The organism is Streptomyces sp. iso_384 (assembly GCF_056172905.1).
The window spans coordinates 3,101,524-3,126,841 of record NZ_JBWBTT010000001.1; the positions used below are offsets into that span (position 1 = coordinate 3,101,524).

Sequence of the window (25,318 nt, forward strand, 5' to 3'; positions counted from 1 at the left end):
CGCAGGCCCGGGCGGATTCGACCCTCACCGACGGTGAAAACCGGCGTGCCTCTACGGCGGGCCGGTGAAGCTCTCAGGTTGAGATGACAGAGGGGGAGGCCGTTCGGGCACCCGCGCCGTGGTGCCCCTCGCAGGTCGTGACAGACCAGGAGGCCTCCACCATGACCCCCCGTCGCACTCCGCTCTCCCAGCTGGAGCAGGGCATTCCGTTCGAGCAGCGCCACATAGGGCCCGACGCCGGAGCCCAGGCGAAGATGCTCGCCCAGGTCGGCTACGGCTCCCTCGACGAACTCACCGCCGCCGCGGTGCCCGACGTGATCAAGAGCGCGGAGGCCCTGAACCTTCCGTCGGCGCGCACCGAGGCGGAGGTGCTGGCCGAGCTGCGCTCGCTGGCCGACCGCAACCAGGTGCTGGCCCCGATGATCGGCCTCGGCTACTACGGCACCTTCACGCCGCCCGTCATCCTGCGCAACGTCATGGAGAACCCCGCGTGGTACACGGCCTACACGCCGTACCAGCCGGAGATCTCCCAGGGCCGGCTCGAAGCCCTGCTGAACTTCCAGACGATGGTCGCCGAGCTGACCGGGCTGCCCACCTCCGGCGCCTCCCTGCTCGACGAGGGCACCGCGGCCGCCGAGGCGATGGCCCTGTCCCGGCGCGTCGGCAAGGTCAAGAAGGGCGTCTTCCTGGTCGACGCCGACACCCTGCCCCAGACCGTCGCGGTCATCGAGACCCGCGCCGAGCCCACCGGTGTCGAGGTCGTCGTCGCCGACCTGAGCGACGGCATCCCCGCCGAGATCGCCGAGCGCGGCGTCTTCGGCGTCCTGCTCCAGTACCCGGGCGCCTCCGGGGCCGTGCGCGCCATCGAGCCCGTCATCGAGCAGGCCCACGAGCTCGGCGCGATCGTCACCGTCGCCGCCGACCTGCTGGCCCTCACCCTGCTCACCTCGCCCGGCGCGCTCGGCGCCGACATCGCGGTCGGCACCACCCAGCGCTTCGGCGTCCCGATGGGCTTCGGCGGCCCGCACGCCGGCTTCATGGCGGTCCGCGAGAAGTTCGCCCGCTCCCTGCCGGGCCGCCTCGTCGGCGTCTCCGTCGACGCCGACGGCAACAAGGCCTACCGCCTGGCCCTCCAGACCCGCGAGCAGCACATCCGCCGCGAGAAGGCCACCAGCAACATCTGCACCGCGCAGGTGCTGCTCGCCGTCATGGCCGGGATGTACGCGGTCTACCACGGCCCCGAGGGGCTGCGGACGATCGCCCGGCGCACCCACCGCTTCGCCGCGATCCTGGCCGACGGTCTGCGCACCGCCAGCGCCGAGGTCGTGCACGGCGCGTTCTTCGACACCCTGACCGTGCGCGTCCCCGGCAAGGCCGCGGCCATCGTCGCGGACGCTCGCGAGCGCGGGGTCAACCTCCGCCTCGTCGACGCCGACCACGTCTCCGTCGCCTGCGACGAGACCACCACCCGTGCGCAGCTCTCCGCCGTTTGGGCCGCCTTCGGTGCCGAGGGCGACATCGAGGCGCTGGACGCCACGGTCGCCGACGCGCTGCCGGAGTCGCTGCTGCGCTCGGACGACATCCTGACCCACCCGGTCTTCCACCAGCACCGGTCCGAGACCGCGATGCTGCGCTACCTGCGCAAGCTCGCCGACCGCGACTACGCGCTGGACCGCGGCATGATCCCGCTCGGCTCCTGCACCATGAAGCTGAACGCGACCGCCGAGATGGAGTCGATCACCTGGCCCGAGTTCGGCGCGCTGCACCCCTTCGCCCCGGCCGAGCAGGCGCAGGGCTTCCTCACCCTCATCCGTGAGCTGGAGGAGCGCCTGGCCGAGGTCACCGGCTACGACGCGGTCTCCATCCAGCCCAACGCCGGTTCCCAGGGCGAGTTCGCGGGTCTGCTGGCCGTCCGTGCGTACCACCGGGCCAACGGCGACGACCAGCGCACCGTCTGTCTCATCCCGTCCTCCGCGCACGGCACCAACGCCGCCAGCGCCGTCATGGCGGGCATGAAGGTCGTCGTGGTGAAGACCGCCGACGACGGCGAGGTCGACATCGCCGACCTGCGCGCCAAGATCGAGCAGCACCGCGACGAACTGGCCGTGCTCATGATCACCTACCCGTCCACGCACGGGGTGTTCGAGGAGCACGTCGCCGACATCTGCGGTGAGGTGCACGACGCGGGCGGCCAGGTCTACGTCGACGGTGCCAACCTCAACGCGCTGGTCGGGCTCGCCAAGCCCGGCAAGTTCGGCGGCGACGTCTCGCACCTGAACCTGCACAAGACCTTCTGCATCCCGCACGGCGGCGGCGGCCCCGGCGTCGGCCCGGTCGGCGTCCGCGCGCACCTCGCCCCGTTCCTCCCCAACCACCCCCTCCAGCCCGCCGCGGGCCCGGAGACCGGTGTGGGCCCGATCTCGGCCGCCCCGTGGGGCTCGGCGGGCATTCTGCCGATCTCGTGGGCGTACGTCCGTCTGATGGGCGGCGAGGGCCTCAAGCGGGCCACGCAGGTCGCCGTGCTGGCCGCGAACTACATCGCCAAGCGCCTGGAGCCGCACTTCCCGATCCTGTACAACGGCCCGGCCGGACTGGTCGCGCACGAGTGCATCGTCGACCTGCGCCCGATCTCCAAGGCGACCGGCGTCTCCATCGACGACGTGGCCAAGCGCCTGATCGACTACGGCTTCCACTCGCCGACCATGTCGTTCCCGGTGGCCGGCACGCTGATGATCGAGCCGACGGAGAGCGAAGACCTCGCGGAGCTCGACCGGTTCTGCGACACCATGATCGCGATCCGCGCCGAGATCGAGAAGGTCGCCTCGGGGCAGTGGAGCAAGGACGACAACCCGCTGGCCAATGCCCCGCACACCGCGGCCGCGCTCGGTGGCGACTGGGAGCACGGCTACAGCCGTCAGGAGGCCGTCTTCCCGGCCGGGGTGTCCGCCGCGGACAAGTACTGGCCGCCGGTGCGCCGGATCGACGGGGCCTTCGGCGACCGGAACCTGGTCTGCTCCTGCCCGCCGCTGGACGCGTACGACGACTGAGACCGCCTGTCGCAGGGCGTGCGCCGTGAGCGGCGTACGCCCTGACATGCGTCGGGGCCGGTGCGGAGATCTCTCCGGGCCGGCCCCTTTTCTTCGTACGAGTGTTTCGTACGGCCGCTCTCAGGCGGCCTTCACCACGCGGCCGGCTGCCAGCGGCCGGTGCGGGGCGATGATCTGCCCGTCGGGCAGCAGTTCGCCGGTGTCCTCGAAGAGCAGGACGCCGTTGCACAGGAGGCTCCACCCCTGTTCGGGATGGTGGGCCGTCAGGCGGGCGGCCTCCCGGTCGGGTGAATCGGCGGTGGGGCAGGGTGGCTGGTGCTGGCACATGGATGGGTTCTTTCGCTGCGTCGAGTCGAGTGTCCTGCGGCTGGATGAGTTGTTCATGGCCGCCCCCGTATCAGTCGGTCCGGTCCCAGTGTTGCCCTACGGGGAAGAATCCGCAGGGATTTCGCTGCAGCACCCGTACTCCTCCCATGACGCATCACCCGCGCGGACGGTTCACCGCAACTGCACTGTCCTTTTGGGTGGTTCGGGGTGGCCGGATGGGGCTAGTCCGAGTGGGCAGCACACCGCCCCCGCAGTGATCCCCTCCGCCGGTGTGCGGGCGGACGGAGGTCGCTGCGGGGGCGGCGTGCCGGGATGGCACCGGTCAGGCCGGGCTGAGGAGCGGCCCGGGGGCCACGCGCAGCGAGATGACGGGCAGCAGATCGGCGACCCGGTGCGGGCGGTGGGCGGCGATGCCCGGCGGGGCCGGCGCCAAGGGCACCAGGACGTCCGTCGGCGCGAGCACCCCGCCGGCGGGATCGGCCTCGGTGTCGCCGTGCAGCCAGAGGGTGAGCATGTACAGCTCCGGGATGGACAGCAGCCGCGCCTGGCAGGCGGGGGCCGACGCCTCGGCCTGCCGGACGGCCAGCTCGGTCGAGGCGAGGTAGGGCCCCTCGAAGAAGTGCGAGAACGTCCAGCCGTCGGGGGTGAGCACCGTGTCCGCCGCGGCGACCGCGCGGCCCTCGCTCCGGATCAGGAAACGCCAGGCCGCGAGGCGTGTCAGCGGTGCTGTCCTGGCGGGAGTGATCCGGTCCAGCACATGGACGGGAAGCGGTAGTTCGGGGCTCAGCGGTCCCTGGACGGACCGCAGAGCGGATGTTTTGGCCTCGCGGACGGCGGTGGGAGAACCGAGGGCCGCGAGAACGCTGCGCAGGGCGGGCGCGGGAGCCGAGGGAACATGCAGCGGCATAGTGGGTCGCCTCTCACTTCGGAGACACGGTGGAGCTTGGGCGGGTGCAGACGGCGCTGTCGGCATGCGGGCCGGAGACGGCCGGTGACGGGCGAGTCGTATCGATTCTCTGCCTCGTTGAGCGGAGTTTATATGACGCATGTTCACACAGTGTTTCCGCTAGCAGCCGCTGATATGTCGCACAAGGCGTCATCCGGCCTTCGAATCGCGGTATTCCTGGTGATTTGAGCCCGTGTTGTCGATGCCTACCTGGCGTCCTTCCGGCGGTGCGGTCGGCCGAAACTCGTCGGTGTTTCCGCCACGCATGCTCCGGCCGAAAATGCGGGGAGCCGCATGCCGCGGGAATGTGCCCCCGGTCTCCTTCAACCAGACTATCGGGTATCGGAGGCCCGTGGGGGCGTTACGGATCACTCCCGCTGGGCATTATCGATCGTGATGCGGGCGGCCTGGGCCGCGGGCCGCCCACTGGAGGAGGGACCCCTAGATGGGGGAGAAGGTCGTGGCGGAAGCCGTTGACCTGTCCGATCGACAGGCCTACCGCACCAAGCTCAACCAGTGCCTGGAGGCTCTGGGCAGACTCCTGGCGGAGCGGAGGTTCGACCGTCCGCGGAACCTGATGGGGCTGGAGATTGAGCTGAATCTCGCGGGATCCGACGGGTTGCCCCGGATGATGAATCAGCAAGTACTCCAGCGCATCGCGAGCCGGGATTTCCAGACCGAACTGGGGATGTTCAATCTCGAAGTGAATATCGTCCCGCACCGCCTCGGCGGCCGGGTATTCGATCAGCTCTCTGAGGAGTTGCGGACCGGTCTCGCCTATGCCCACCGCAAGGCGGGGGAGGTGGACGCGGGGATCGTGATGATCGGAATCCTGCCCACCCTGGGCGAGCACGACGTGGTGTCCGCGAATCTCTCGGACGTGGACCGCTACACCCTGCTCAACGATCAAATGGCGGCCGCCCGGGGGGAGGATTTCGCCCTGGATATCGAAGGCGTCGAGCGATTGGTCTGCACCTCGCCCTCGATCGCCCCGGAATCGGCCTGCACCTCGGTCCAGCTGCACCTCCAGGTGACGCCCGCCCGGTTCGCCGACGTGTGGAACGCCGCCCAGGCGATCACCGGCGTCCAGATCGCGCTGGGCGCCAACGCCCCCTTCCTCTTCGGCAAGGAGCTGTGGCGGGAGTCCCGGCCGCCGCTCTTCCAGCAGGCCACCGACGTACGGCCGCCGGAGCTGGTGAACCAGGGCGTGCGCCCCAGGACCTGGTTCGGCGAGCGCTGGATCGGCTCCGCCCATGAGCTCTTCGAGGAGAACCTGCGCTACTTCCCGCCGCTGCTGCCGATCTGCGACGACGAGGACCCGCTGAAGGTGCTGGCCGAGGGCGGGGTGCCCGAGCTGGCCGAGCTGGTGCTGCACAACGGCACCGTCTACCGCTGGAACCGCCCGGTGTACGGGATCGCCGACGGCGTCCCGCATCTGCGGGTGGAGAACCGGGTGCTGCCCGCCGGGCCGACGGTCACCGATGTGATCGCCAACGCCGCCTTCTACTACGGGTTGGTACGGGCGCTCGCCGAGGAGTCCCGGCCGGTGTGGAGCAGGCTGCCGTTCGAGGCCGCCGAGGAGAACTTCACCGAGGCCTGCCGGCACGGCATCGAGGCCGAGCTGCTCTGGCCCCGGCCGGGCCGCTCCGGCGGGCTGGCCAGGATCCCCGCCGTACAGCTGGTGCTGGAGGAACTGCTGCCGCTGGCCGCCGCGGGCCTGGACGCCTGGCACATCGAGCCCGCGGACCGGGACCGCTATCTCGGGGTGATCGAGGAGCGCTGCAAACGGCGCGTCAACGGGGCCTCCTGGCAGGTGGCCACGTACCGCCGGGCCCTGGACGCCGGGCTCGGAAGGGACGCGGCGCTCGCGGCGACCACCCGCCGCTACGCGGAGCTGATGCACGCGGGGGAGCCGGTGCACACCTGGCCGGTGGGCTTCCCGGCACCCTGACGCGGGGGGCCGGACGCGCCGCGCGGGGGCCTGTCGGCCGGTCACTCCCGTGCGGCGCGTCCGTTCTGCCCCGCCGCCATGATGGCCTGCAGGATCACCGCCTGGATCTCCGCCGGGTCGCTCACCTCGTAGCCGTCGCCGCCGGTGACCCGCGCGATCTCGGCGACCTCGTCGCGGTCCGCGTCCGGGCCCACCGCGATGGCGGTGACCGGGACGGGCCGCTCCGGATCGACCAGTTCCTTGAGCTCGGCGATGAGCCCGGTCCGCGAGATGCTGTTCTCGTCCTGGTTGGAGCCGTCGGTGAGGATCACCAGGGCGTTGAACTTGCCCTTCCGATACGTCGACCGGGCCTCCTTGTACGAGGCCAGCGTCGTGTCGTACAGCCCGGTCGCACCGCCCGGCACCGGCTGCAGGGCCGCGAACGCGGCCGTGAGCTTCTCCCGGTGGGTCCCGCCGCCCGCCACCGGGTCGCCGAGCCGCTTCGTGGGCATGAGCCGCCGGTAGTCCTTGTCGCCGTCCAGCGTGGTGGCGAACTCCCACAGCCCGATCTCGTCGTTCGGCGTGAACTGGCCCAGCGCCTGGATCAGCGACTCCTTCGTGACGTCCATCCTGGACTGGCCCTGGCCCGGTACGAGTGTCGCCATGGAGCCGGAGGCGTCGACCACCGTGGTCAGCCGGGCGCTCTGCACGGTGATGGTCCACATCCCCAGCGTCTCCTGGAGCACCTTCGCCGACGGCGCCTCGGCGGCCTGTTCGGCGTACGGCTGGGGCTTTCGGCCGCCCGCCGCCGCGACGAGAAAGTCCTCCGCGGTCCCGTCGCCGGCCCGGAACCCGTGCTCGGCGAACGTGGCCTGCGCCTCCCGGTCGCCCAGCAGATTCATGAAGCGCAGGGCCGCACGGGACTCCGCGGTGCTCAGCCGTACCTCGTTCACCAGCGTGTACGGGTAGTCCAGCAGCGGCGTGCCGTCCTCGGGGTAGAAGAGGTCCAGCTTGCCCCCGCCGGTGGCGTCCGCGTTGTGCGTGAAGGCCGACTGCTCGGAGATCAGGACCGCCTGGTTGCGCCTCGGGTTGCCCTCCTCGGCCCCTGACGCGCTGCGCGCCAGGGTCTCCAGCACCTGCGCGTCGCCGTCCGACATCCGCTCGGCGAGCACCTTCGCGGTCTGGGCGACCCGGGTGTCGCTGTCCCCGCCCTGCCGCGCGGACGAGGCGCCGATGCCGGTGAGCGCCAGCAGGCCGGTGGCGCTGCGCGCCGGGTCCGCCGCGCCGAGGCGCACCCGGTCGGAACCGAGTGCCGCCGCGACCAACTCGGCCCAGGAGTACGTCTTCTCGGGCCAGCCCAGCCTCTGTGCGGCGGACGGCACCATGGCCAGCGCCACCGGTGAGGAGGCCACCGAGTCGGACGGGGAGACGGGGATGCCCTCGCCCAGCCCCTTGGCCCGCTCCAGCCACAGGTCGGAGTCGGGCAGCCAGACCTGGAAGTCGGGATCCGCGCCCCCGGCGGCGAGCGCTTCGGCGACCTTGTGCGAATCGCGGGCCAGCACCTCCACCGCGAGGCAGCGGCCGTCGGCCCTGACCTCGTCCGCGCGGGCCTGCTCGGCCACGGAGCGTACGGCGGGGGCGATGTCCGGGGAGGCGACCACGGACAGCTGGACGGTGGAGTCCTCGCAGGACCCGGAGAACGACAACAGGCCGCCCTCGACCGCCACCGCCCCTCCCGCCGCCACGGCGAGGACGAGCAGAGTGGCGATGGCGACCGTGCGACGCCGGCGCCGGGGACTCGGGTGGTCCCGGCGTCCTTCCGCCGCGTGGTCGTCGGGCAAGCTATGACGTCCCATGTCGGTGGTGCCCCTCCTTGAGGATGAAACAAGGAAAGGGGGACCGCGCCATCAGCGATGGCGGTCGTCCCCCGGCCTGTCGCGCATGATCTTCGTACGTGCATTCGAGACACTAGCGGGACGGTTGGCGGGATGAGACGTGATTGCAGAACAAAAGGCAGGTGTGCAGGTGGAGGCCGGGCGCGTGGCTGATTCTTTTCCCCAAGAGGCCGTGTCACGAAGGATCTTGCGGTCCGAGGTGGCGCTGGTCCTGGCGCTCTCGCTGGGCGCCAGTGCACTCTCCTCCCTCATCAGTTTTGTCGGATCCCTGACGAAACCGGGAGGTTTGAAGGACCAGGCGGCGAAGCTCAACGGTTCGTACGCTCCGGACCGCCCATGGCTTGATCTGTCCTGGCAAATGTTCGGAATCGCAACGGCTCTGGTGCCGGTCGCGCTGGTCGCGCATCTGTTGATCCGGGAGGGAACGGGCCTGCGGGCCATCGGCTTCGACCGGGCCAGGCCCTGGTTCGACCTCGGGCGGGGGACCCTGGTCGCGGCCGGCATCGGCAGCGCCGGACTGGCCTTCTACCTCGTGGCCCACGCCACCGGATTCAGCCTGACGGTCGTCCCCGAGTCCCTGCCCGACGTCTGGTGGAAGTACCCCGTACTGATCCTCTCGGCGATCCAGAACTCCGTGGTGGAGGAGGTCATCGTCGTCGGGTATCTGCTGCGCAGGCTCGGGCAGTTGGGCTGGACCCCGATGGCGGCCCTGGTGGCCAGCTCCGTGCTGCGCGGTTCGTACCACCTGTACCAGGGGATCGGCGGCTTCATCGGCAACGTGGTGATGGGCGTCGTCTTCGTACTGCTCTACCGGCGCTGGGGCCGGGTGGGCCCGCTGGTCGTCGCGCACGCGCTCCTGGACATCGGGGCGTTCGTCGGATACGCACTGCTCGCGGGCCGGGTCGGCTGGCTGCCCACGCTCTGAGCGGGTGCGGTGCGGTGCGGTGAGGAGGCGAAGGGGTGCGCCGGGAGGCCGGCGCACCCCGGTGGGGCCGTCGGTCAGAGCGCGGTGAGCAGTTCGCCGTCGATCACCGTGACCGCGCTGCCGGTCAGCAGGGTGCGCTCGCCGCGCAGCGCGGTGCGGACCACGCCCGAGCGGGCGGAGGCCTGGAGTCCGGTGAGGTCGTCGCGGCCGAGGCGGGCCGACCAGAAGGGGGCAAGCGCGGTGTGCGCGCTGCCGGTGACCGGGTCCTCGTCGATGCCGACGCCCGGGAAGAAGCCGCGCGAGACGTAGTCGTAGCCCCGGGCGGGGTCCTCGGCCTCGGCGGTGGCGATGACGCCGCGCCGGGAGTGGGCCACCAGCGCGGCGAAGTCCGGGGCGAGCGCCCGTACGGTCGCCTCGTCGCGGAGCTCGACGAGCAGGTCCCCGATGTGCTCGCCGGTGTCGTGCACCGAGACGGGGTCGGCCCCGAGGGCGTCGGCGAGACCGTACGGCACCGGCTCCTCGGCCAGTGGGGAGGTCGGGAAGTCGAGGGTCAGGGAGCCGTCCGGGTGCGCGGTCGCGATCAGGATCCCGCAGCGCGCGGCGAACCGTACCGGGCCCGTGGCCAGACCCGTGGTGTGCAGGACATGGGCGGTGGCGAGCGTCGCGTGCCCGCACATGTCCACCTCGGCGGCCGGGGTGAACCAGCGCAGCGCCCAGTCGGCCGTGCCGCCCGGCGGCAGCGGGTGGGCGAACGCCGTCTCGGAGAGGTTGACCTCGGCGGCGATCTCCGAGAGGCGTTCGGCGGCCGGGAACGCGCCGCTCTCCAGCAGCAGCACGCCGGCGGGGTTTCCGGAGAAGGGGCGGTCGGTGAACGCGTCGACGATGCGAATCCTCATGGGGCGACCGTAGGGCGGCGCTGCGGAGATCGGCCAAGGCCAATTCGGGGTGTCTGGCCCCTGCCCGCTCTTGTCGGCGCGCCGCTCACCTGCGACCCCTGGAGCCGAGGGGCCGGGCCCCGGCGTGGCGACGACCTCGGCCCGTCGCCGGGCTTCCTCGAAGATCAGGTCGATGGCGAAGGGGGTGAGCTCGGCTGTCCCGTCCTGATGCAGGGGTGCGTTCATGGCTGCGCTGCCCGTGTGTTGGGGGGAAACCTCACCATCTGTACCAGGCCCCCGCGGCGGCAGGGAATAGGGGGACCCAGGTCGCCCGGTGGAGCCTCGGTCTCGCAGCCCCGGGGACGCGTCCTCGGTCCGGGGGGCGAGGGCGGGGGGTTGTCCGTACGGGGGTGCTCAGGACGGCCTGGCCCGGCGCGCGGCCTGGTGGCGCACGTCATGGCGTGAGCCTTCGTCCCAGGCGTACGAGCGGGGAGGCGGCCATGACGGCCGGGGACAGCATCATGCCCGCGGCCGCCACGAGGAGCCCGGCGCGCAGCCCCCACTCCTGCGCGAGGAAGCCGCCGAGCAGCGAGCCGAGCGGGGTGAGGCCCATACCGACGAAGGTGATCGTCGCGGCCGCGCGCCCCTGCATCCCGTCCGGCGTGACGGCCTGCCGTACCGACATGACCGTGACGTTCACCAGCTGGTTGAAGGCCCCGAAAACGAAGTTGACGGCAAGGAGCGCGAGGACCGTCGCGGTCGAGGAGCCGTGCAGTGCCGGTACGCACAGCAGCGCGCCGTTGCCGAGCACCGCCGCCGACACGAGCACCACACCGTGGCCGAACCGCCCCGGCAGCCGTGCGGCCAGGACCGAGCCCAGGAGCGCACCCGGCCCGGTCGCCGCGAGGGCGAGACCGACGGTGGCGCCCGGCAGATGCAGTTCGCGCGGGAGGAAGAGGAGATAGACGGTCATCGTGGCCGCGAGGGAGAACTGGAAGGCGGCCGAGGCGCGGCACACGGCCCGCAGCCAGGGGTTTCCGGCGACGAAGCGGAGGCCCTCATGGATCCGGTGCCGGATCCGAGTGTCGCGCTCCGGATGCTCTCCGCGTACCGGAGGCACCGCTTCGTGTCGGCGGATCCGCCGCAGGGACATGAACGACACCGCGAAGAACAGAGCGCCGGAGGCGGTGGCGACCGGCGCCGACAGCAGGGACACGAGCGCACCACCGAGCGCGGGACCACCGATCTGCGCGGCGGACCGGCTGCCTTCCAGCGCGCTGTTGCCCCGCACGAGCTGATCGCGCCGCACCATCCGTACGAGGGAGGCCTGGTAGGCCACGTCGAAGAGCACGGACAGGGCCCCGACGGTGAACGCCACCACGAACAGCGCGGGCAGACCGAGCAGTCCGAGGAGCCCGGCCACGGCTGCCGCGCCCAGCGCCACGGCGTGGCCGGCGTCGGTGAGCACCATCACGGTGCGGGCCCGCCACCGGTCCACCCACGCACCCGCGAGGAGCGAGAGCAGCAGGACCGGCGCCTGCCCCACGGCGCGGAGGACGCCCAACTGGCCCGCGCCGGCGTCGAGCGTCAGGACGGCGAAGAGCGGCAGCACGACGAGTGTGGTGTGTTCGCTGAGCTGAGAGGCCGTCTGGCCCACCCAGAGCCTGCGGAAGTCGGCGTCCCGCCACAGGGAAGGGATGGGGGAGGGAGAAGGGGAAGGAGAAGAAGCAGGGGACTGCACGGAAGCCTCTGGGGTCGCCGGAAACGAGAACCACCGCCCGGCGCGCGAAGCACGCCGGGCATCGGGCGGAAAAGGGCTCGCTGTGCCGCAACCTCAGAGGCAGCACGCGATGACGGGCCGGTCTCGGCCTACGACGTCAACGCGCGCTCGGACGACCGGGCAATGTCTCTCCGCCTTCCCCGCTCCGTGGCTCACTCGTCGCCCCGAACGCTAGCGCTCGGCGGGCCGCGGCGACAGGCGATTACCGACGACCACAGGCGACTACGGGCGTACGAGGTCGCATCACGCGACGGCGGTGCCCTCCAGCTCCACCAGCTGGCCGGGTACCGCCAGTCGCGTCACCCCGAGCAGGGTGCTGGCCGGCGCCACCCCAGCCGCGCCCAACCGCCCCGCCAGCACGCCGTAGTGCCGGAGGAGCAGATCGACGTCGGTCGTGTACACGTTGAGCCGGACGAGGTTCGCGAGCGACATGCCGGCCTCGCCGAGCACGGCCTCCAGATTGTCGGTGCTCAGCGCCAACTGCGCCGCCATATCGCCGTCGTGCAGGGGCTTGCCGGCATCGCTCATCGCGGTCTGCCCCGAGATGTACAGGGTCCGGGTCTGCCCGGAGACGACCTCACCCTGGTTGAACCCCAGGTCCACCGACCAGGTCACCGGGTTGACGGCTGTTCGTTCCACGGCCACTTCAGCTCCATTCGGTTCATTCGATACGCGGTAGCTGCCTGCTCGGGCAACCGCGGGTTCGACGTCGTGCCGAGGAGTCTCCCCATCAATGACGACACCCTTGGTCATGTATTTCGCTACGGTTCCCGCATGCGCGCCGACCGACTGGTCTCCCTGGTACTGCTGTTGCGTCAGCGCGGCCGGCTGACCGCGGACACACTGGCCCGCGAGCTGGAGGTGTCCACCCGTACCGTGCTGCGCGACATCGAGGCGCTGTCCGCGGCAGGCGTTCCGGTCTACGCCGAACGCGGCCGGCACGGCGGGTTCGCGTTGCTGCCCGGCTTCCGGACCGAGCTCACGGGGCTGAACCACGACGAGGCCCTCGCCCTGCTGGCCGCCGGATCGGGGCGCGGGGAGCAGGGTTTCGGCCTCGGGGCGGCACTGGCCTCGGCGATGCGGAAGGTCGTCGACGCGTTGCCCGAAAGCCATCAGGCCACCGCGAGCGACGCGGCCCGGCGGTTTCTCGTCGACCCGGAGACCGATCTGCTCTCACGCCGGACCGTCGCCGACGAGGTGCCCGGCGCCACCATGGTCGAGGTCCGCCGGGCCGTCCTCGCCGGACACAAGCTGCGCATCCGTTACGCGGCCACGGGGCAGGGGCCGCGGTGGCGCACGGTGGACCCGATCGGCCTGGTCACCGTACGGGACCGGGGCTATCTGCTGGCCACGAGATCCGGCGAGGACCGCACCTACCGGCTGTCGCGGGTGCTGGCCGCCGAGGAACTGCCCGAACCGGCACAGCGGCCGGACCGGGTCGATCTGGACCGGATCTGGCGGGAACGCTCCGCGCGGTTCCTCTCCGACGACCACCTCACCGTGCTGGTACGGGTGAACCCGGTGCGGAGGGAGGAACTGCTCGGCACCGTGCTGGCCGTCCGCGCGGAAGCCCCCGACGCGGACGGCTGGCCGAGGCTGGAGGTCACCTTCCAGGACTCACGGCACGCCGAATGGGCCCTGTGGCAGCTCGGCACGGACGCGGAAGCGCTGGCCCCGCAGTCGTTGCGCAACGCCCTGCGGGACCGGGCCGCCACGGTCGCCGCCCGCTACGGAGAGGTATCCCGGGAGCCCTTCCGGCCGGGCGGAACCTGATACTCCGCCGGGTCGGTCCTGCCCGCCGGTCCGTGTCGGCGGACCTGGACCGGCGGCCGATGGGCGCTGTCCTGCGCCCTACGTCCGTTCGTTGGTGGGCGGCGCCTGCGGTGTGCCGGGCGGAGGCACGTCGAGAACACGGGCGAGGGCGGCCACCAGAGGAGCGGAGTGGCCGGGCAGGTGCTCGGAGACCCAGTCGGCCGCCACCGCGAGGAACCCGGTCAGGTCGCGCTCGACGTCGGCGAGCAGACGGCGGAGCTCGGTGACCGGCAGGTCGATCACCGGGCTGTCGGTCCGGTCGGTGTCCACGGTCAGGCCGACGGTGTCGCCGAGGCGTTCGGCCAGCGACGACTGAGGATCGTGGCCGTACCCGATTCCGCCCCCGCGGTCGGCGACCACGTACCAGTCGCGCCAGTCCTCCAGTCCGTCGCAGCAGCCGGGCGAGAAGACGACGCCCGTGGAGGTGTCCGTGACCCGGAGGCCGCCCGCGGCGTAGAGGTTGTCGAGGTGCAGCAGTCCGTGCAGGAAGCCGTCGACAGGGTCGGCCGGCCGGGGCGGCAGTTCTTCGTGGTCCGCGGGGTCGACGTCATTGCACGCGGCGATGCGCATGAGGGCTGTCCCGACCTCGGCGGGCGAGAGGTCACCGCCGAGCGGCAGGAAACCGAACCGTTCGGTCTCCACGACGGGCCAGAGGTCGAAGCCGTCAGGGGTGTTCATCTCCAGAACGGGCCGCATCACGATCATCCGGCGAAGTATTCCCATCCCCGGAAGCGAGGGAAAGGGAAGCGAAGGGACGGTGAGGGAAGCGAAGTGAGCCGATCGCGCGGTCGAGCGCGGTGCAGCAGGTCCGGTTCCGGGTGAGGCAGCCGCTGGACAGGAGCGCCCTGGCCGGGCTTCCCGACGTGACCGACGTCGGGATCACCGAGGGCCGCTGGCCGATCGGGAGAAGCAGGTGCTGCAACTGGTCGCGAACGGCCACTCGGATCGCGGTGCGGCCACGGCGCTGTTCATCGGCGAGGCGAGCATCGAGACCCATCTGCAGCACATCCACGACAAGCTCGGCGTCCGCGACCGAGCCTCGGCGGTGGCCGAGGGCTACCGCCGCCTGCGCATGTAACGCCTCCGCTGCCGGTCATGGCCCGGGGTTCCCGCCGCACGTCATCCACAGAGACCCGGTGGCCTTGCCATCCGATAGTTTCCGATATATCGTTGACGCATCGCGACAGATCAACGATGGAGGGAGCGTAGCGATGCGTTCACACGGACATGGTTATGAGCACGGGCCGGGGCACTACGGGCCCGGTCATCACGGTCGAGGTGAGGGCGACGGTCGTCGGGCCGCTTTCGGGCCGTTCGGGCCGCCGTTCGGCGGCGGGCCCTTCGGTGGCGGACGCGGCCGGGGCGGCGGTGGCCGGGGGCGGGCGCGGCGCGGTGACGTGCGGGCGTCGATCCTGGCTCTGCTGAAGGACCGCCCGATGCATGGCTACGAGATGATCCAGGAGATCGGCGAGCGCAGCGGCGGGGCCTGGCGGCCCAGTCCCGGCTCCGTCTATCCGGCGCTCCAGCTGCTGGAGGACGAGGGTCTGATCGTCAGCGCCAGCGAGGGCGGCAAGAAGCTGTTCACGCTCACCGAATCCGGACGGAGCGAGGCCGAGACCGGCCCCGAGGCTCCGTGGGAGGAGGCCGGACGCGGCGTGGACTGGGAAGGCGTCAACGAGATCCGGCAGGCCGGATTCGGTCTGATGGAGGCATTCGGGCAGGTCTGGAAGACCGGCTCGGCCGACCAGCGGCAGAAGGCGCTGACGGTCATCAACGACGCGCGCAAGAAGCTCTATCTGATCCTCGCCGACGAGCACTGAGTCGTACCGGAAGCCGGCTGCGCGCCCGAGGCGAGTGGGTGTCAGGCGCGAAAGGCCCCGCGGGACGGATTCCGCGGGGCCTTTCGCGTACCGTGCGGCCGGGTGCGATCAGGGGGCGACCAGCCCGCCGAGCTTGCGCAGCGACTCCTGGAGCGCCGCCGTCGCGGAGTCCTTGAGCTTGCCGCCCATCAGGGAGACCGCCGCTCCGGTGAACTCCCCGTCGATGCGCATCGTCGTGGCGTCGCCCTCCGGGGTCAGGGAGTACCGCATGGCCAGGATGACCCCCATCGGGCCCTTGCCCCGGGTCGCCAGCAGACGGCCCTGCTCCAGTCCGTCGACCGTCCAGGCCACCTCGGCCGGGAAGCCCATGAGCTTCATGTTCTCCTCGTAGGTGGCCGCGAGCTCCAGTTCGGCCGGGCCGCCCCCGGGGAAGCTGGTGTGGGTGGCGTTCCACTCCCCGTACGACGAGAAGTCCGTCAGGCGGTCCCAGACCTTCTCGGCGGGCGCCTCGATGCGTGCCTCGGCGCTGACTTCAGCCATGCGACCACCCCTGGTTCGTCCGGTTTCGGTGTCGCGGAACGTAGTGGCAGTCGCGCCAACATTCAATACTGATGAACCGTCAGATCTGCTGCGCCTGCCGGTTCCGCCAGATCACCGCGGCGTCGAAGCGGTCCGACGCGCGGGGGTGGGGGCCCTCGTCGTGGCAGTGGAAGGCCGTCCAGAAGAGATCGGCGGGCAGGGCGTCGTCGGGTGCGTACACGCGGTAGACGTACTGCAGCCCGTCCTGGGCGAGCAGGGCGACCATCCAGAACACCCGTTCCTCCCTTCCCGTCCCCGTTCTCTGCGCCGCGTGCGCTGTCGCGTGAGGGACGTGTGAGCGGGGGTCGGCGGTTGCCACGGGGGCGTACAAGGCAAGGCGGCGCGCCCCCCGGGCCGACATGGTTGTGCCCCTCGGCACGATCTCATCCGCAAGGAGGAGGGGCCGCTCCGGTGTCCCCAACTTCGGTGGGATGTCCAATGGGTCGCTCCGGGGATGTCTTCCGGCCGTGGGACTGATGGGGTAGAGGTGTGCAAAACCGGACGCCGCGGATGCCTGAACAGCCCGCACCGAACCACGCCGAACTCGATGCCCGCTACACCGTGGAACTGGCATCGGTGCTGACGGGTGCGCGCAGGCGTGCGCTGCGAGACGGGGACCGGCAGATCGACACCGCCCACCTGCTCCACTCGCTGATCGAGATGGACCCCGAGGTCCGAGAGGCCTTCGACGGCGGTCCTCGGCTGGCCAGGGTGCTCGGCTATCTCGTCCAGCGCAGCATCGGCTACGGGCTCCGCTGGCAGGGCTCCGTCGAGGACTCCGGCGCCGTTCCGCTGGTGCGCGACCCGGCCGTCGACAGCTGGTCGCCCTCGGCCCTCGCCGCGATGGAGGGCGCGCTGGACCGTGCGGCGGCGCGCGGGGAAGCGCGTGCCGCCGGCCTCGATCTGCTCGCCGCGCTGGCGGCCGACGCCGAGTGCCGGGCGGTGGAGGTGCTCTCCCGCGGGGGCGTGGAAGCGCGGTGGCTGACGGACCGGGTGGCCGCGCTGTCGGTGGAGGCGTCACGCCAGGGGTGAGCCGCCGGCGCGAGGTGGCGACGGTGCGATCCCTCCGGTGACGGTGACGTACCGGCCTTGCGCTACGGAGACGGTGCGGGTTCCCGTGGCCGCCGTGTGCGGGGCCCACTCCGGGGCCGCGGCGCGGGTGCCGTCTCGACAGGTGTCACGGGGATGACGGTGCTGTCGACTGCTGCCATGATGTGCCGATGCACGCGTCTTCGGGGTTTCAGGGCAGAAGCGCCGGGCTGGGCCTCGCCCTGCTCTCGGCCTTTGCGTTCGGCGGTTCGGGAGTGGCGGCCAAGCCGCTGATCGAGGCGGGTCTCGACCCGTTGCACGTGGTCTGGCTGCGTGTCGCCGGCGCCGCCGTCATCATGCTCCCGGTCGCCTGGCGCCACCGGAACCTCGTACGGGAACGCCCCGCGCTGCTCGCCGGGTTCGGCCTGTTCGCGGTGGCCGGTGTCCAGGCCTTCTACTTCGCCTCGATCTCCCGTATCCCGGTCGGTGTGGCGCTCCTGGTGGAGTATCTGGCGCCAGCGCTGGTCCTCGGCTGGGTCCGCTTCGTGCAGCGCAGGCCCGTCACCCGGGCCGCCGCGGTCGGTGTGGTGCTGGCGGTCGGCGGGCTCGCGTGCGTCGTCGAGGTCTGGGCCGGGCTCAGCTTCGATCTCCTCGGGCTGCTGCTGGCCCTCGGCGCGGCCTGCTGCCAGGTCGGCTACTTCGTCCTCTCCGACCACGGCGGGCAGAGCGGCAGCGAGGGCGAGCGAGCCGAGCCTCCGCACCCCGTCGGCGTCATCGCGTACGGACTGATCGTCGGCGCGGCCGTCCTGACCGTCGTCGCCCGCCCCTGGGGCATGGACTGGTCACTGCTCGGCGGCAGCGCGGGCATGAACGGCAACGAGGTCCCCGCCTGGCTGCTGCTCGGCTGGATCGTGCTGATCGCCACCGTGCTCGCCTACGTCACCGGGGTTGTCTCGGTCCGGCTGCTCTCGCCCCAGGTGGCCGGGGTCGTCGCCTGCCTCGAAGCGGTCATCGCGACCGGTCTGGCCTGGGTGCTCCTCGGCGAACACCTCTCCGCGCCGCAGCTCATCGGCGGGTTCGTCGTCCTGGCCGGAGCATTCATCGCCCAGTCCGCCGCGCCGAAGCCCCCGTCGGGCCCCGTCGCCGCCGGGCCCGGCACCGGTGCGGTGGCCGGGGGCGTCGAGGGCGAGTTGGCCAGCGGCCGGGCCCCGAGTTAGTGTGCCCACCATGCATCTGACTGTGCTGCCGCCGCCTGCCGCCTAGCGCGCGCGGCCACTCCTGACGAAGACCGGGCTCGGGCAGTCCCCGAGCGGTTCGTCGCTGCCCGCGTGCGGAGCCGAGCGACCCACCACCCTGTCCTTCTCTGGAGAAGTCATATGCGCACCCCTGTTGCTTCCGCGCTGCCCGTCGGGCGCGGCCTGCTGTATCTCGTCGTCGCCGGAGTCGCCTGGGGCACCGCCGGCGCGGCCGCCTCGCTGATCTTCCGGGTCAGCGACCTCGGCCCGCTCGCCCTGTCCTTCTGGCGCTGCGCGGGCGGTCTCGTCCTGCTCGCCGGGGCGCTCGCGCTGCGACCCCGCCGTGCACCCCGCAAGGCCGAGCCCCGGCGTCGCCGGCTGCTCCGGATCCTCGGTACCGGCATCGGTCTCACCGTGTTCCAGAGCGCGTATTTCGCGGCGGTCGAGGCCACCGGTCTCGCCGTCGGCACCGTCGTCACGCTCGGCGCCGGGCCCGTACTGATCGCCGTCGGGGCGCGTCTGCTGCTGGGCGAACGCCTCGGCGGCGGCGGACTGGCCGCCGTGACCGGCGCGCTGACCGGGCTCGTCGTGCTGGTCCTGGGCGGTGAGGGCGGCGACGTCGTGCCGGCCGGGGTGCTGCTGGCGCTGCTGTCCGCCGCCGGGTACGCGGCGATCACGCTGCTCACCCGGTGGCTCGGGCGGGACGGCGACGGCGGCGACGCGCTGACCACCAGCGCCTGGGCGTTCGGTATCGGAGCGGTGGGCCTGCTGCCCATGGCGCTGGCCGAGGGGCTGATGCCGTACACCGCGGAGACCGGGCAGGTGCTGTGGCTGCTGGTCTATGTGGCGGCGGTGCCCACGGCGCTCGCCTACGCGCTGTACTTCGCCGGAGCGGCCGCCGTCCGGTCGGCCACCGTTTCCGTGATCATGCTCCTGGAGCCGGTGAGTGCGGCGGTCATCGCGGTGACCGTCCTGCGGGAGCGGCTGACGGCGGCCACGGTTCTCGGCACGCTGCTCCTGCTGACCGCCGTGGCCGGACTGGCCCTCGCGGAGGCACGCGGTGCGGCGGCCGCCCGCCGGAAGGAGGCCGTGGGCGTCGCGGTGTGACGGGTCCCGGCCCGACGGGTCGCGGCAGCTTTGGCCGCCGCGACCCCGGTCAGAGCGCGGTCAGATAGTCCGGTACGTCGATGGCCGGATCCAGGTCGTCCGCGGGGACCGGAGCCGCGTACCCCCGGGTGAGCGGCACGATGCCGGTCCAGTGGGGCAGGGCGCTGTCCTCGGGCTCGTCGTTGGGTCCGCCGGTGCGGACCTTCGCGGACACCTCGTTGAGGTCCAGCCGGATCACCGCCGTCGCGGCCAGCTCCTTGGCGTCGGCCGGCCGGGAGTCGCGGGAGCGGCCGGGCACGACCTGGTCCACGATCGCGTCCAGGGCGCGCCTGCGCTCCTCGGGGTCGGTCACCGTCACGGCCGTGCCGTGCACCACCACCGAGCGGTAGTTCATCGAGTGGTGGAAGGCTGACCTGGCCAGCACGAGGGCGTCGACATGGGTGACCGTCAGGCAGACCGGCAGCCCGGGGTCCGCGCTCCTGGCCGAGCGCAGCGGTCGCGAGCCCGTCGAGCCGTGGACGTACAGCCGCTCTCCTATCCGGCCGAAGAGGGTCGGCAGGACGACCGGGGCGCCGTCGCGCACGAAGCCCAGGTGGCAGAGGTAGGCCTCGTCGAGGATCGAGTGGACCAGCTCGCGGTCGTAGGAGGCGCGCTCCCTGGACCGGGTGGGCACGGTGCGATCGGTGGGAAGGTAGGGGGCGGCGACGCCGGGGCCCGTGCCGTCGGGCGTTGCGGTGTGCTGCATTGCTCACTCCATTGCACTAGTGCATAATGTTGTTTGTGCTAGGAGAGTATCGGATCAGTGGGCGGCGTGCATCGGAGATTGCCGCCAGTGTCGAGCGCGGGGTCGGCTCCGGAGACCTCCCGCCGGGCCATGTGCTGCCCCCCATGCGGGAGTTGGCGGCGCGTTTGGAGGTCAATCCCAATACGGTGGCGGCCGCCTATCGAACGCTGCGCGAGCGCGGGGTGATCGAGACGGCGGGCCGCCGGGGGAGCCGGGTGCGTCCCGCTCCGGCGAGCACGTCGCGCGGATCGCTGCGGATCGATGCGCCTCCGGGCGTCCGGGACCTCGGCGAGGGCAATCCCGATCCGGAGCTGCTGCCCGGCCTCGGGCCGGCGCTCGCCGCGGCCGCCGCAGCCGACGCGGAGAGCCATGGTCTGTACGGGCAGGCCCCGGTGGTCGTGGAGTTCGCCGCGTACGCCCGCGCCGCGATGGACGCCGACGGGGTTCCCGCCGGGACGGTCGCCGTGACCTCCGGCGCCCTGGACGCGATCGAGCGGGTCCTCGCGGCGCACCTCAGGCCGGGCGACGCGGTGGCGGTGGAGGACCCCGGCTGGGGCAGCGTGCTCGACCTCGTACCGGCGCTCGGGCTGCGCGCCGTACCGGTCGGCGTGGACGACTCCGGTCCGCTGCCCGCCGATGTGGAGCGGGCGCTGCGGGCCGGGGCGCGGGCCCTCGTCGTCACCGACCGGGCGCAGAACCCGACCGGCGCGTCGCTGGACGCGCCGCGCGCCCGGGAGCTGCGCGCGGTCCTCGCCCGCCACCCGGACGTGCTGCTGATCGAGGACGACCACGGACACGCCATCGTCGACCTGCCGCTGCATCCGCTGGCCGGGGCGACGGCCCACTGGGCGTTCATCCGCTCTGCGGCCAAGGCGTACGGCCCGGACCTGCGGGTCGCCACGCTCACCGGGGACGCCCTAACGGTCGACCGGGTGGCGGGGCGGCAACGGCTCGGGCCCGGCTGGGTCAGTCGGCTGCTCCAGCGCGCCGTGCTCCATCTGTGGACCTCGGGCGCCGTCGACACCCGTACGGTCGCACGGTCCTACGGCGCTCGCCGGGACGCGCTCATCCAGGCGCTGGCGGAGCGGGGCGTGCCGGCCCGGGGGCGCAGCGGGATGAACGTGTGGGTGCCCGTGAGCGACGAGACCGGGGCGGTCGCCCGGCTGCTCCACGCGGGCTGGGCGGCGGCCCCGGGCGCGCGCTTCCGGCTGGACACGCCCCCCGGGGTGCGGCTCACCGTCTCCCCGCTGACCGCGGCGGACATCGGCCCCCTGGCGGACGCGGTGGCCGCCGCCGCGGGGCCGGCGCGACCGGTCAACTACGGCTGAGACGTGGGGTGTCCGCGCCCGGCGGGGCGATGGCCGGGTGCTCGGTCGGCTCGTCCGGTACGGCGGTGGCGGCCGGGTGCTCCGCGGCTTCGGGCGGGGTGGCGGCCGGGTGCCCCGCAAGCTCCTTCGGTACGGCGGTGGCGGCCGGGCGGGCGCGGCTCTGGGTGAGGGCCGCCCCGACCAGGACGATCAGCGCCCCGACCGGGGTGTTCCAGCTCAGCCGTTCGCCCAGCAGCGCGACGCCCGCCGCCGTCGCGATCACCGGAATGAAGTACGTGACCATCTGGGCCGTCGTCGGACCGACCTCCTGGACCAGACCGTACTGGAGCAGCACCGCCAGGCCCGTGCCCAGCGCGCCCAGAGCGAGGACGCTGAGCGTCGGGAGCAGCGGGAAGGAAGTGGGCGCCGAGGTGAACAGTGGTGTCACCACGGCCAGTTGGACTGTACCGAGGAACAGTTGGCTGCCCGTCAGCGCCAGCGTCGACGAGCCGGCGCCGGCCAGCGTGCGGCGGACGTAGATCCAGCCCACCGGGTAGCAGAACGAGGCGAGCAACGCCATGCCCGTGCCCGGCAGGTCCAGGCCGGAGAAGCCCTGCCAGGCGCCCAGCACCGTGAGAACGCCGAGGAAGCCGAGACCGAGACCGGCCACCCGGCGGCGGGTCGGGCGGTCCTCCGACAGGGCGACCACCGAGAGCGCCATGCCCCACAGCGGCGAGGTCGCGTTGCAGATACCGGCCAGCGTCGAGGGGATCGTCAGCTCGGCGTAGGAGAAGAGCGAGAACGGCAGCGCGTTGAGAAGGAACGCCGCGACCGCGAGGTGCCCCCAGGTCCGGGCCGAACGCGGCAGCCGTTCCCGGCGCATCGCCATGGCCGCGACCAGCACCGCCGTACCGGCGAGCAACCGGCCGAAGGTGACCTGGAACGGGGCGTAGCCCTCGGTCCCGACCTTGATCAGCAGAAAGCTGAACCCCCAGATGAGCGAGAGCGCCGCGAACCGGATCCGCCAGTCGAGAGCCGGGCGCCGGGCCGGTGGTGCGGACGGAACGGGCGGGGGAGGTGCTGACGCCGGGGCCGTGGCCCTCGGCTCGCAGGGAGCGCTCATGGTGCCCAGCCTGACGAAGATGACCTCGTAGGACAAGCGAGAGTTTCTGTGCGTATTCGCGTAGCATCGCTTACATGTTGAACCTGGAGAGGCTGCGCACCCTGGACGCCCTCGCCCGGCACGGCTCGGTGAGCGGGGCGGCCGACGGGCTGCACGTCACGACGTCGGCAGTCTCGCAGCAGATGGCCAAGCTGGAGCGCGAGGTCGGGCAGCGGCTGCTCGCCAAGAACGGCCGGGGCGTCCGCCTCACCGACGCGGGCCGGCTGCTCGCGGACCATGCCGCGAGGATCCTGTCGCAGGTGGAGCTGGCCCAGTCCGACATCGAGGCGCAGCGCGGCGAGGTCGTCGGTGAGGTACGGATCTGCGCCTTCCCGACCGCGGCGCGCGGGCTGTTCCCCGCGACGCTCACCTCCCTGCGCGCCGACCACCCCGACCTCACCGTCCGTACGCGGGAGTTGGAGCCCGAGCAGGGGCTGCGCGCGGTGCTGCGCGGTGACGTCGACCTGGCCGTCGTGCTCGACTGGAGCAACAAGCGGCTGCCCGTGCCCGGCGGCCTGGCCAAGGCCGAACTCCTCGACGACGCACCGGACATCGCCATGCCGGCCGGGCATCCGCTGGCGGACCGCGACGAGGTGGAGCTGGAGGACTTCGCGGACGACCCGTGGGTGTCCTGGCCCGAGGGCGAATTCTGTTACGAGTGGCTGATGTTCACGCTGCGCTCGCGGGGTATCGAGCCGCGCATCGCCCATCTGGCCGGTGAGCACCATACGCAACTCGCGCTGATCGCTGCCGGGTTCGGCGTCTGTGTGGCTCCCCGGCTGGGGCGCGGCCCGGTTCCCGACGGGGTGCGCCTGGTGCCGGTGCTGCAGACCATGCGACGGCACGTCCATGTGGTCTGGCGCACCGACGCGGACCGCCGGCCGTCGGTCCGCGCGGCGGTGGACGCGCTGCGGGCGGCGGGCGCGGGGGTGGCGGCCGCCGGGGTCAGGTGAGACCGGCGAGCTTGCGGAAGTCCCAGGAGGTGATCGTCTCCGGGGTGAGCCGCAGCCAGGCGTGCCGTCCGTCATGGGGCATCTCCGTGATGCCGAAGTACTTCACCGGGAACAGCCGCTCCGGCTCCGCGAGTTCGGGGAAGGGCTCGCCCGTTCGAGGAGCCTCGCCGATGAACTCCGCCCGGCCGGTGAGCTCCACGCCGCGCAACTCCTCGTACCCCTCGCCGTCGTCCACGACCACGGCGATCCTGGTGTCCTTGCGCAGCTGGGACCAGCGGCGGCTGCGGGTGATGGAGTACAGCCAGAGCGAGCCGCCGTCCCAGACGAACCACAGCGCACCGATGTGCGGAGCGCCGTCGGAGCCGAGCGTGGCCACCCGGCAGGTGCGCTGTTCGCCTAGGTAGGCGTCCCGCTCCTCGGGCGTCATCATGATCCGGCGGCCTCGTCGCTGGGTGTGGGTCATGTGCCGCCCTCTCCTGGAATCCGAATCCCGCCCGAATCTGACTAGGTGTCAGAAATCATGGACGCTCTTCCTTCATGACGCAATGGCCGCTACTCTCGCGCGCCCGGTCCCGTCCACGGAACCCGCGCCAGGAACAGGAAAGGGAGGAGCGCCCGTGCCGTCGAGGGAATCACAGGAGCGGCTCACCGCGCTGCTCGACCCCGCCACCACCGTCCTGCTGACCGTCGAGTGCCAGCAGGGTGTGGTGGGGCCGGACAGCGCCCTGCCCGAACTCGCCGCCGCAGCCCGTTCGTCGGGCGCCCTGGCCCATGTCGCCCGGCTCGTCGCCGCCGCCCACGAGAACGGTGTCCAGGTGATGCACGCGATCGCCGAGAGCCGGCCCGACGGGCGCGGCGGCAACCACAACGCCCGGCTCTTCCGCGCCGCCGCCAGGCTGCCCGTCCAGCAGCACACCGGCACCACGGCCGTCCGGGTCGCACCCCCCATCGAGGTGGCCGACGAGGATCTCGTCGTCCGCCGGCTGCACGGCCTCTCGCCTCTGGCCGGCACCGACGTCGACCCGCTGCTGCGCAACCTCGGCTGCCGCACGCTCGTCATCACCGGCGTATCGGCCAACATCGCCATCCCCAACGCCGTCTTCGACGCGGTCAACCTCGGCTACACGGCCGTCGTCCCGGCCGACGCCATTGCGGGGGTGCCCGCCGAGTACACCCCCGCCTTGGTCCGTAACACCCTCGCCCTGGTCGCCACCGTCACCACCACCGACGCCGTCCTCGGCAGCTGGAAGCGACCGCGCAGGCAGGGGGCGACGGCGGTCTGACGACCGGTCCTACGCCAGCCTGATCGCATCGCCCTCGACGACGATCTCGCGGGCGGGCAACGGCTGGGTGGCGGGCCCGCCGGTCGGGCTGCCCGTGGCGGCGTCGAAGGTGGAGTTGTGGCAGGGGCAGGTGATCGTGCCGGCCGAGACGTCCTTGACCGCGCAGCCCTGATGGGTGCACGTGGACGAGAACGCCTTGAACTCGCCCGGCCGCGGCTGGGTGACCACGACCTTCTGCGCGGCGAAGACCACCCCGCCGCCCTCCGGAATGTCGGAGGCCGCGGCGAGCACGTCGCCGCCTTTGCCCCCGCCGCCGCTCCCGGGCTGCTCGACCGTGTCCGAGCCCCCCGGATCGTCCGATCCGCCGCACGCGGTGAGGGCGGCCGCCGCTCCGGCCGCCCCCACCGCCACGACCACCGTGCGGCGTCCGAGGAGGCTCCGGTGCTCCTGTGTTGCGCTCATCGCGGCAATTCCCTTCGTCGGTGTCCCGGTTGGCCCCGGTGGTGTCCCGGGCCTCGTCCT

25 protein-coding genes are annotated in these 25,318 nt (G+C 72.1%); 12 read left to right on the forward strand and 13 right to left on the reverse strand.

Features of this window, described 5'->3' with window-relative positions:
- Positions 1-161 precede the first annotated feature (161 nt).
- Positions 162-3,047, forward strand: coding sequence for an aminomethyl-transferring glycine dehydrogenase (gene gcvP / locus AC0VY3_RS13770; protein WP_475549677.1), 2,886 nt, complete (start codon positions 162-164; stop codon positions 3,045-3,047).
- 120 nt (positions 3,048-3,167) lie between these two features.
- Here gcvP and AC0VY3_RS13775 read toward each other — a convergent pair whose 3' ends face one another.
- Together AC0VY3_RS13775 and AC0VY3_RS13780 are read right to left on the reverse strand one after the other, a co-directional pair.
- A complete protein-coding gene (locus AC0VY3_RS13775) occupies positions 3,168-3,374 on the reverse strand; it encodes a DUF5999 family protein (RefSeq protein ID WP_007452228.1) in 207 nt (68 codons plus the stop codon).
- 322 nt (positions 3,375-3,696) lie between these two features.
- Positions 3,697-4,281 (reverse strand): hypothetical protein, encoded by a 585-nt coding sequence (locus AC0VY3_RS13780; protein ID WP_475549678.1) that lies wholly within the window; start codon positions 4,279-4,281, stop codon positions 3,697-3,699.
- Between the two features lie 484 nt (positions 4,282-4,765).
- Between AC0VY3_RS13780 and AC0VY3_RS13785 the strand changes: the two genes are divergently transcribed.
- Positions 4,766-6,271 (forward strand): glutamate-cysteine ligase family protein, encoded by a 1,506-nt coding sequence (locus AC0VY3_RS13785; RefSeq protein WP_103512173.1) that lies wholly within the window; start codon positions 4,766-4,768, stop codon positions 6,269-6,271.
- 41 nt (positions 6,272-6,312) lie between these two features.
- On the opposite strand, the gene AC0VY3_RS13790 is transcribed toward AC0VY3_RS13785, so the two are convergent.
- The gene (locus tag AC0VY3_RS13790) at positions 6,313-8,106 is read right to left on the reverse strand and encodes a substrate-binding and VWA domain-containing protein (protein ID WP_475549679.1); all 1,794 of its coding nucleotides are present in this window, start codon (positions 8,104-8,106) and stop codon (positions 6,313-6,315) included.
- 163 nt (positions 8,107-8,269) lie between these two features.
- Here AC0VY3_RS13790 and AC0VY3_RS13795 point away from each other — a divergent pair, with 163 nt between their 5' ends.
- Positions 8,270-9,070, forward strand: coding sequence for a CPBP family intramembrane glutamic endopeptidase (locus AC0VY3_RS13795; RefSeq protein ID WP_475551667.1), 801 nt, complete (start codon positions 8,270-8,272; stop codon positions 9,068-9,070).
- A 74-nt stretch (positions 9,071-9,144) separates the two neighbouring features.
- Here AC0VY3_RS13795 and AC0VY3_RS13800 read toward each other — a convergent pair whose 3' ends face one another.
- The 3 genes from AC0VY3_RS13800 to AC0VY3_RS13810 all read right to left on the reverse strand — a co-directional run bounded on the left by AC0VY3_RS13800 (position 9,145) and on the right by AC0VY3_RS13810 (position 12,364).
- Entirely contained in the window at positions 9,145-9,966 is an 822-nt protein-coding gene (locus AC0VY3_RS13800) for a PhzF family phenazine biosynthesis protein (RefSeq protein ID WP_475549680.1), read from the reverse strand.
- Between the two features lie 433 nt (positions 9,967-10,399).
- Positions 10,400-11,686 (reverse strand): MFS transporter, encoded by a 1,287-nt coding sequence (locus AC0VY3_RS13805; protein WP_475549681.1) that lies wholly within the window; start codon positions 11,684-11,686, stop codon positions 10,400-10,402.
- Positions 11,687-11,968: 282 nt separating this feature from the next.
- On the reverse strand, positions 11,969-12,364 hold the full coding sequence (locus AC0VY3_RS13810; RefSeq protein WP_103512183.1) for a RidA family protein: 396 nt from the start codon (positions 12,362-12,364) through the stop codon (positions 11,969-11,971).
- A 135-nt stretch (positions 12,365-12,499) separates the two neighbouring features.
- Here AC0VY3_RS13810 and AC0VY3_RS13815 point away from each other — a divergent pair, with 135 nt between their 5' ends.
- Positions 12,500-13,498, forward strand: a complete 999-nt coding sequence (locus AC0VY3_RS13815; protein ID WP_475549682.1) for a helix-turn-helix transcriptional regulator — start codon at positions 12,500-12,502, stop codon at positions 13,496-13,498.
- 78 nt (positions 13,499-13,576) lie between these two features.
- Here the strand turns inward: AC0VY3_RS13815 and AC0VY3_RS13820 are convergent, their stop codons facing one another.
- Entirely contained in the window at positions 13,577-14,242 is a 666-nt protein-coding gene (locus AC0VY3_RS13820; protein WP_475549683.1) for a hypothetical protein, read from the reverse strand.
- Positions 14,243-14,429: 187 nt separating this feature from the next.
- On the opposite strand from AC0VY3_RS13820, the gene AC0VY3_RS13825 reads away from it, so the two are divergent.
- Positions 14,430-14,615 (forward strand): LuxR C-terminal-related transcriptional regulator, encoded by a 186-nt coding sequence (locus AC0VY3_RS13825; RefSeq protein ID WP_475551668.1) that lies wholly within the window; start codon positions 14,430-14,432, stop codon positions 14,613-14,615.
- 133 nt (positions 14,616-14,748) lie between these two features.
- Positions 14,749-15,357, forward strand: a complete 609-nt coding sequence (locus tag AC0VY3_RS13830; RefSeq protein WP_475549684.1) for a PadR family transcriptional regulator — start codon at positions 14,749-14,751, stop codon at positions 15,355-15,357.
- 108 nt (positions 15,358-15,465) lie between these two features.
- On the opposite strand, the gene AC0VY3_RS13835 is transcribed toward AC0VY3_RS13830, so the two are convergent.
- Together AC0VY3_RS13835 and AC0VY3_RS13840 are read right to left on the reverse strand one after the other, a co-directional pair.
- Positions 15,466-15,897: a type II toxin-antitoxin system Rv0910 family toxin gene (locus AC0VY3_RS13835; protein WP_475549685.1), complete on the reverse strand. Its 432-nt coding sequence runs from the start codon at positions 15,895-15,897 to the stop codon at positions 15,466-15,468.
- A 79-nt stretch (positions 15,898-15,976) separates the two neighbouring features.
- A complete protein-coding gene (locus AC0VY3_RS13840; RefSeq protein WP_103512166.1) occupies positions 15,977-16,171 on the reverse strand; it encodes a hypothetical protein in 195 nt (64 codons plus the stop codon).
- Positions 16,172-16,425: 254 nt separating this feature from the next.
- On the opposite strand from AC0VY3_RS13840, the gene AC0VY3_RS13845 reads away from it, so the two are divergent.
- The 3 genes from AC0VY3_RS13845 (at position 16,426) to AC0VY3_RS13855 (ending at position 19,307) form a co-directional block, all read left to right on the forward strand.
- Positions 16,426-16,968: a peptidase gene (locus AC0VY3_RS13845; RefSeq protein ID WP_475549686.1), complete on the forward strand. Its 543-nt coding sequence runs from the start codon at positions 16,426-16,428 to the stop codon at positions 16,966-16,968.
- Between the two features lie 188 nt (positions 16,969-17,156).
- On the forward strand, positions 17,157-18,182 hold the full coding sequence (locus AC0VY3_RS13850) for an EamA family transporter (protein WP_475549687.1): 1,026 nt from the start codon (positions 17,157-17,159) through the stop codon (positions 18,180-18,182).
- Between the two features lie 159 nt (positions 18,183-18,341).
- Complete coding sequence (locus tag AC0VY3_RS13855; RefSeq protein WP_103512163.1) at positions 18,342-19,307, forward strand: DMT family transporter; 966 nt, start codon at positions 18,342-18,344, stop codon at positions 19,305-19,307.
- A gap of 49 nt (positions 19,308-19,356) precedes the next feature.
- Here AC0VY3_RS13855 and AC0VY3_RS13860 read toward each other — a convergent pair whose 3' ends face one another.
- Entirely contained in the window at positions 19,357-20,052 is a 696-nt protein-coding gene (locus AC0VY3_RS13860) for a pyridoxamine 5'-phosphate oxidase family protein (RefSeq protein WP_475549688.1), read from the reverse strand.
- A gap of 35 nt (positions 20,053-20,087) precedes the next feature.
- Between AC0VY3_RS13860 and AC0VY3_RS13865 the strand changes: the two genes are divergently transcribed.
- Complete coding sequence (locus tag AC0VY3_RS13865) at positions 20,088-21,419, forward strand: aminotransferase class I/II-fold pyridoxal phosphate-dependent enzyme (protein ID WP_475549689.1); 1,332 nt, start codon at positions 20,088-20,090, stop codon at positions 21,417-21,419.
- On the opposite strand, the gene AC0VY3_RS13870 is transcribed toward AC0VY3_RS13865, so the two are convergent.
- Positions 21,406-22,521, reverse strand: a complete 1,116-nt coding sequence (locus AC0VY3_RS13870) for a DMT family transporter (protein ID WP_475549690.1) — start codon at positions 22,519-22,521, stop codon at positions 21,406-21,408. The genes AC0VY3_RS13865 and AC0VY3_RS13870 overlap by 14 nt on opposite strands.
- A 74-nt stretch (positions 22,522-22,595) precedes the next feature.
- On the opposite strand from AC0VY3_RS13870, the gene AC0VY3_RS13875 reads away from it, so the two are divergent.
- On the forward strand, positions 22,596-23,513 hold the full coding sequence (locus AC0VY3_RS13875) for a LysR family transcriptional regulator (RefSeq protein ID WP_475549691.1): 918 nt from the start codon (positions 22,596-22,598) through the stop codon (positions 23,511-23,513).
- Here AC0VY3_RS13875 and AC0VY3_RS13880 read toward each other — a convergent pair.
- The gene (locus AC0VY3_RS13880) at positions 23,506-23,976 is read right to left on the reverse strand and encodes a pyridoxamine 5'-phosphate oxidase family protein (RefSeq protein WP_475549692.1); all 471 of its coding nucleotides are present in this window, start codon (positions 23,974-23,976) and stop codon (positions 23,506-23,508) included. The genes AC0VY3_RS13875 and AC0VY3_RS13880 overlap by 8 nt on opposite strands.
- 154 nt (positions 23,977-24,130) lie before the next feature.
- Between AC0VY3_RS13880 and AC0VY3_RS13885 the strand changes: the two genes are divergently transcribed.
- Positions 24,131-24,796 (forward strand): cysteine hydrolase family protein, encoded by a 666-nt coding sequence (locus AC0VY3_RS13885; RefSeq protein ID WP_475549693.1) that lies wholly within the window; start codon positions 24,131-24,133, stop codon positions 24,794-24,796.
- A 9-nt stretch (positions 24,797-24,805) separates the two neighbouring features.
- Here the strand turns inward: AC0VY3_RS13885 and AC0VY3_RS13890 are convergent, their stop codons facing one another.
- Complete coding sequence (locus AC0VY3_RS13890) at positions 24,806-25,258, reverse strand: Rieske (2Fe-2S) protein (protein WP_103512157.1); 453 nt, start codon at positions 25,256-25,258, stop codon at positions 24,806-24,808.
- Positions 25,259-25,318 lie beyond the last annotated feature (60 nt).

Excerpts from the sequence above, each read along its gene's own strand:
- gcvP (WP_475549677.1), top strand. The coding sequence starts at position 162 with ATGACCCCCCGTCGCACTCCGCTCTCCCAGCTGGAGCAGGGCATTCCG.
- AC0VY3_RS13775 (WP_007452228.1), bottom strand. The coding sequence starts at position 3,374 with ATGTGCCAGCACCAGCCACCCTGCCCCACCGCCGATTCACCCGACCGG.
- AC0VY3_RS13780 (WP_475549678.1), bottom strand. The coding sequence starts at position 4,281 with ATGCCGCTGCATGTTCCCTCGGCTCCCGCGCCCGCCCTGCGCAGCGTT.
- AC0VY3_RS13785 (WP_103512173.1), top strand. The coding sequence starts at position 4,766 with ATGGGGGAGAAGGTCGTGGCGGAAGCCGTTGACCTGTCCGATCGACAG.
- AC0VY3_RS13790 (WP_475549679.1), bottom strand. The coding sequence starts at position 8,106 with ATGGGACGTCATAGCTTGCCCGACGACCACGCGGCGGAAGGACGCCGG.
- AC0VY3_RS13800 (WP_475549680.1), bottom strand. The coding sequence starts at position 9,966 with ATGAGGATTCGCATCGTCGACGCGTTCACCGACCGCCCCTTCTCCGGA.
- AC0VY3_RS13815 (WP_475549682.1), top strand. The coding sequence starts at position 12,500 with ATGCGCGCCGACCGACTGGTCTCCCTGGTACTGCTGTTGCGTCAGCGC.
- AC0VY3_RS13820 (WP_475549683.1), bottom strand. The coding sequence starts at position 14,242 with ATGATCGTGATGCGGCCCGTTCTGGAGATGAACACCCCTGACGGCTTC.
- AC0VY3_RS13830 (WP_475549684.1), top strand. The coding sequence starts at position 14,749 with ATGCGTTCACACGGACATGGTTATGAGCACGGGCCGGGGCACTACGGG.
- AC0VY3_RS13835 (WP_475549685.1), bottom strand. The coding sequence starts at position 15,897 with ATGGCTGAAGTCAGCGCCGAGGCACGCATCGAGGCGCCCGCCGAGAAG.
- AC0VY3_RS13850 (WP_475549687.1), top strand. The coding sequence starts at position 17,157 with ATGCACGCGTCTTCGGGGTTTCAGGGCAGAAGCGCCGGGCTGGGCCTC.
- AC0VY3_RS13855 (WP_103512163.1), top strand. The coding sequence starts at position 18,342 with ATGCGCACCCCTGTTGCTTCCGCGCTGCCCGTCGGGCGCGGCCTGCTG.
- AC0VY3_RS13860 (WP_475549688.1), bottom strand. The coding sequence starts at position 20,052 with ATGCAGCACACCGCAACGCCCGACGGCACGGGCCCCGGCGTCGCCGCC.
- AC0VY3_RS13870 (WP_475549690.1), bottom strand. The coding sequence starts at position 22,521 with ATGAGCGCTCCCTGCGAGCCGAGGGCCACGGCCCCGGCGTCAGCACCT.
- AC0VY3_RS13875 (WP_475549691.1), top strand. The coding sequence starts at position 22,596 with ATGTTGAACCTGGAGAGGCTGCGCACCCTGGACGCCCTCGCCCGGCAC.
- AC0VY3_RS13880 (WP_475549692.1), bottom strand. The coding sequence starts at position 23,976 with ATGACCCACACCCAGCGACGAGGCCGCCGGATCATGATGACGCCCGAG.
- AC0VY3_RS13890 (WP_103512157.1), bottom strand. The coding sequence starts at position 25,258 with ATGAGCGCAACACAGGAGCACCGGAGCCTCCTCGGACGCCGCACGGTG.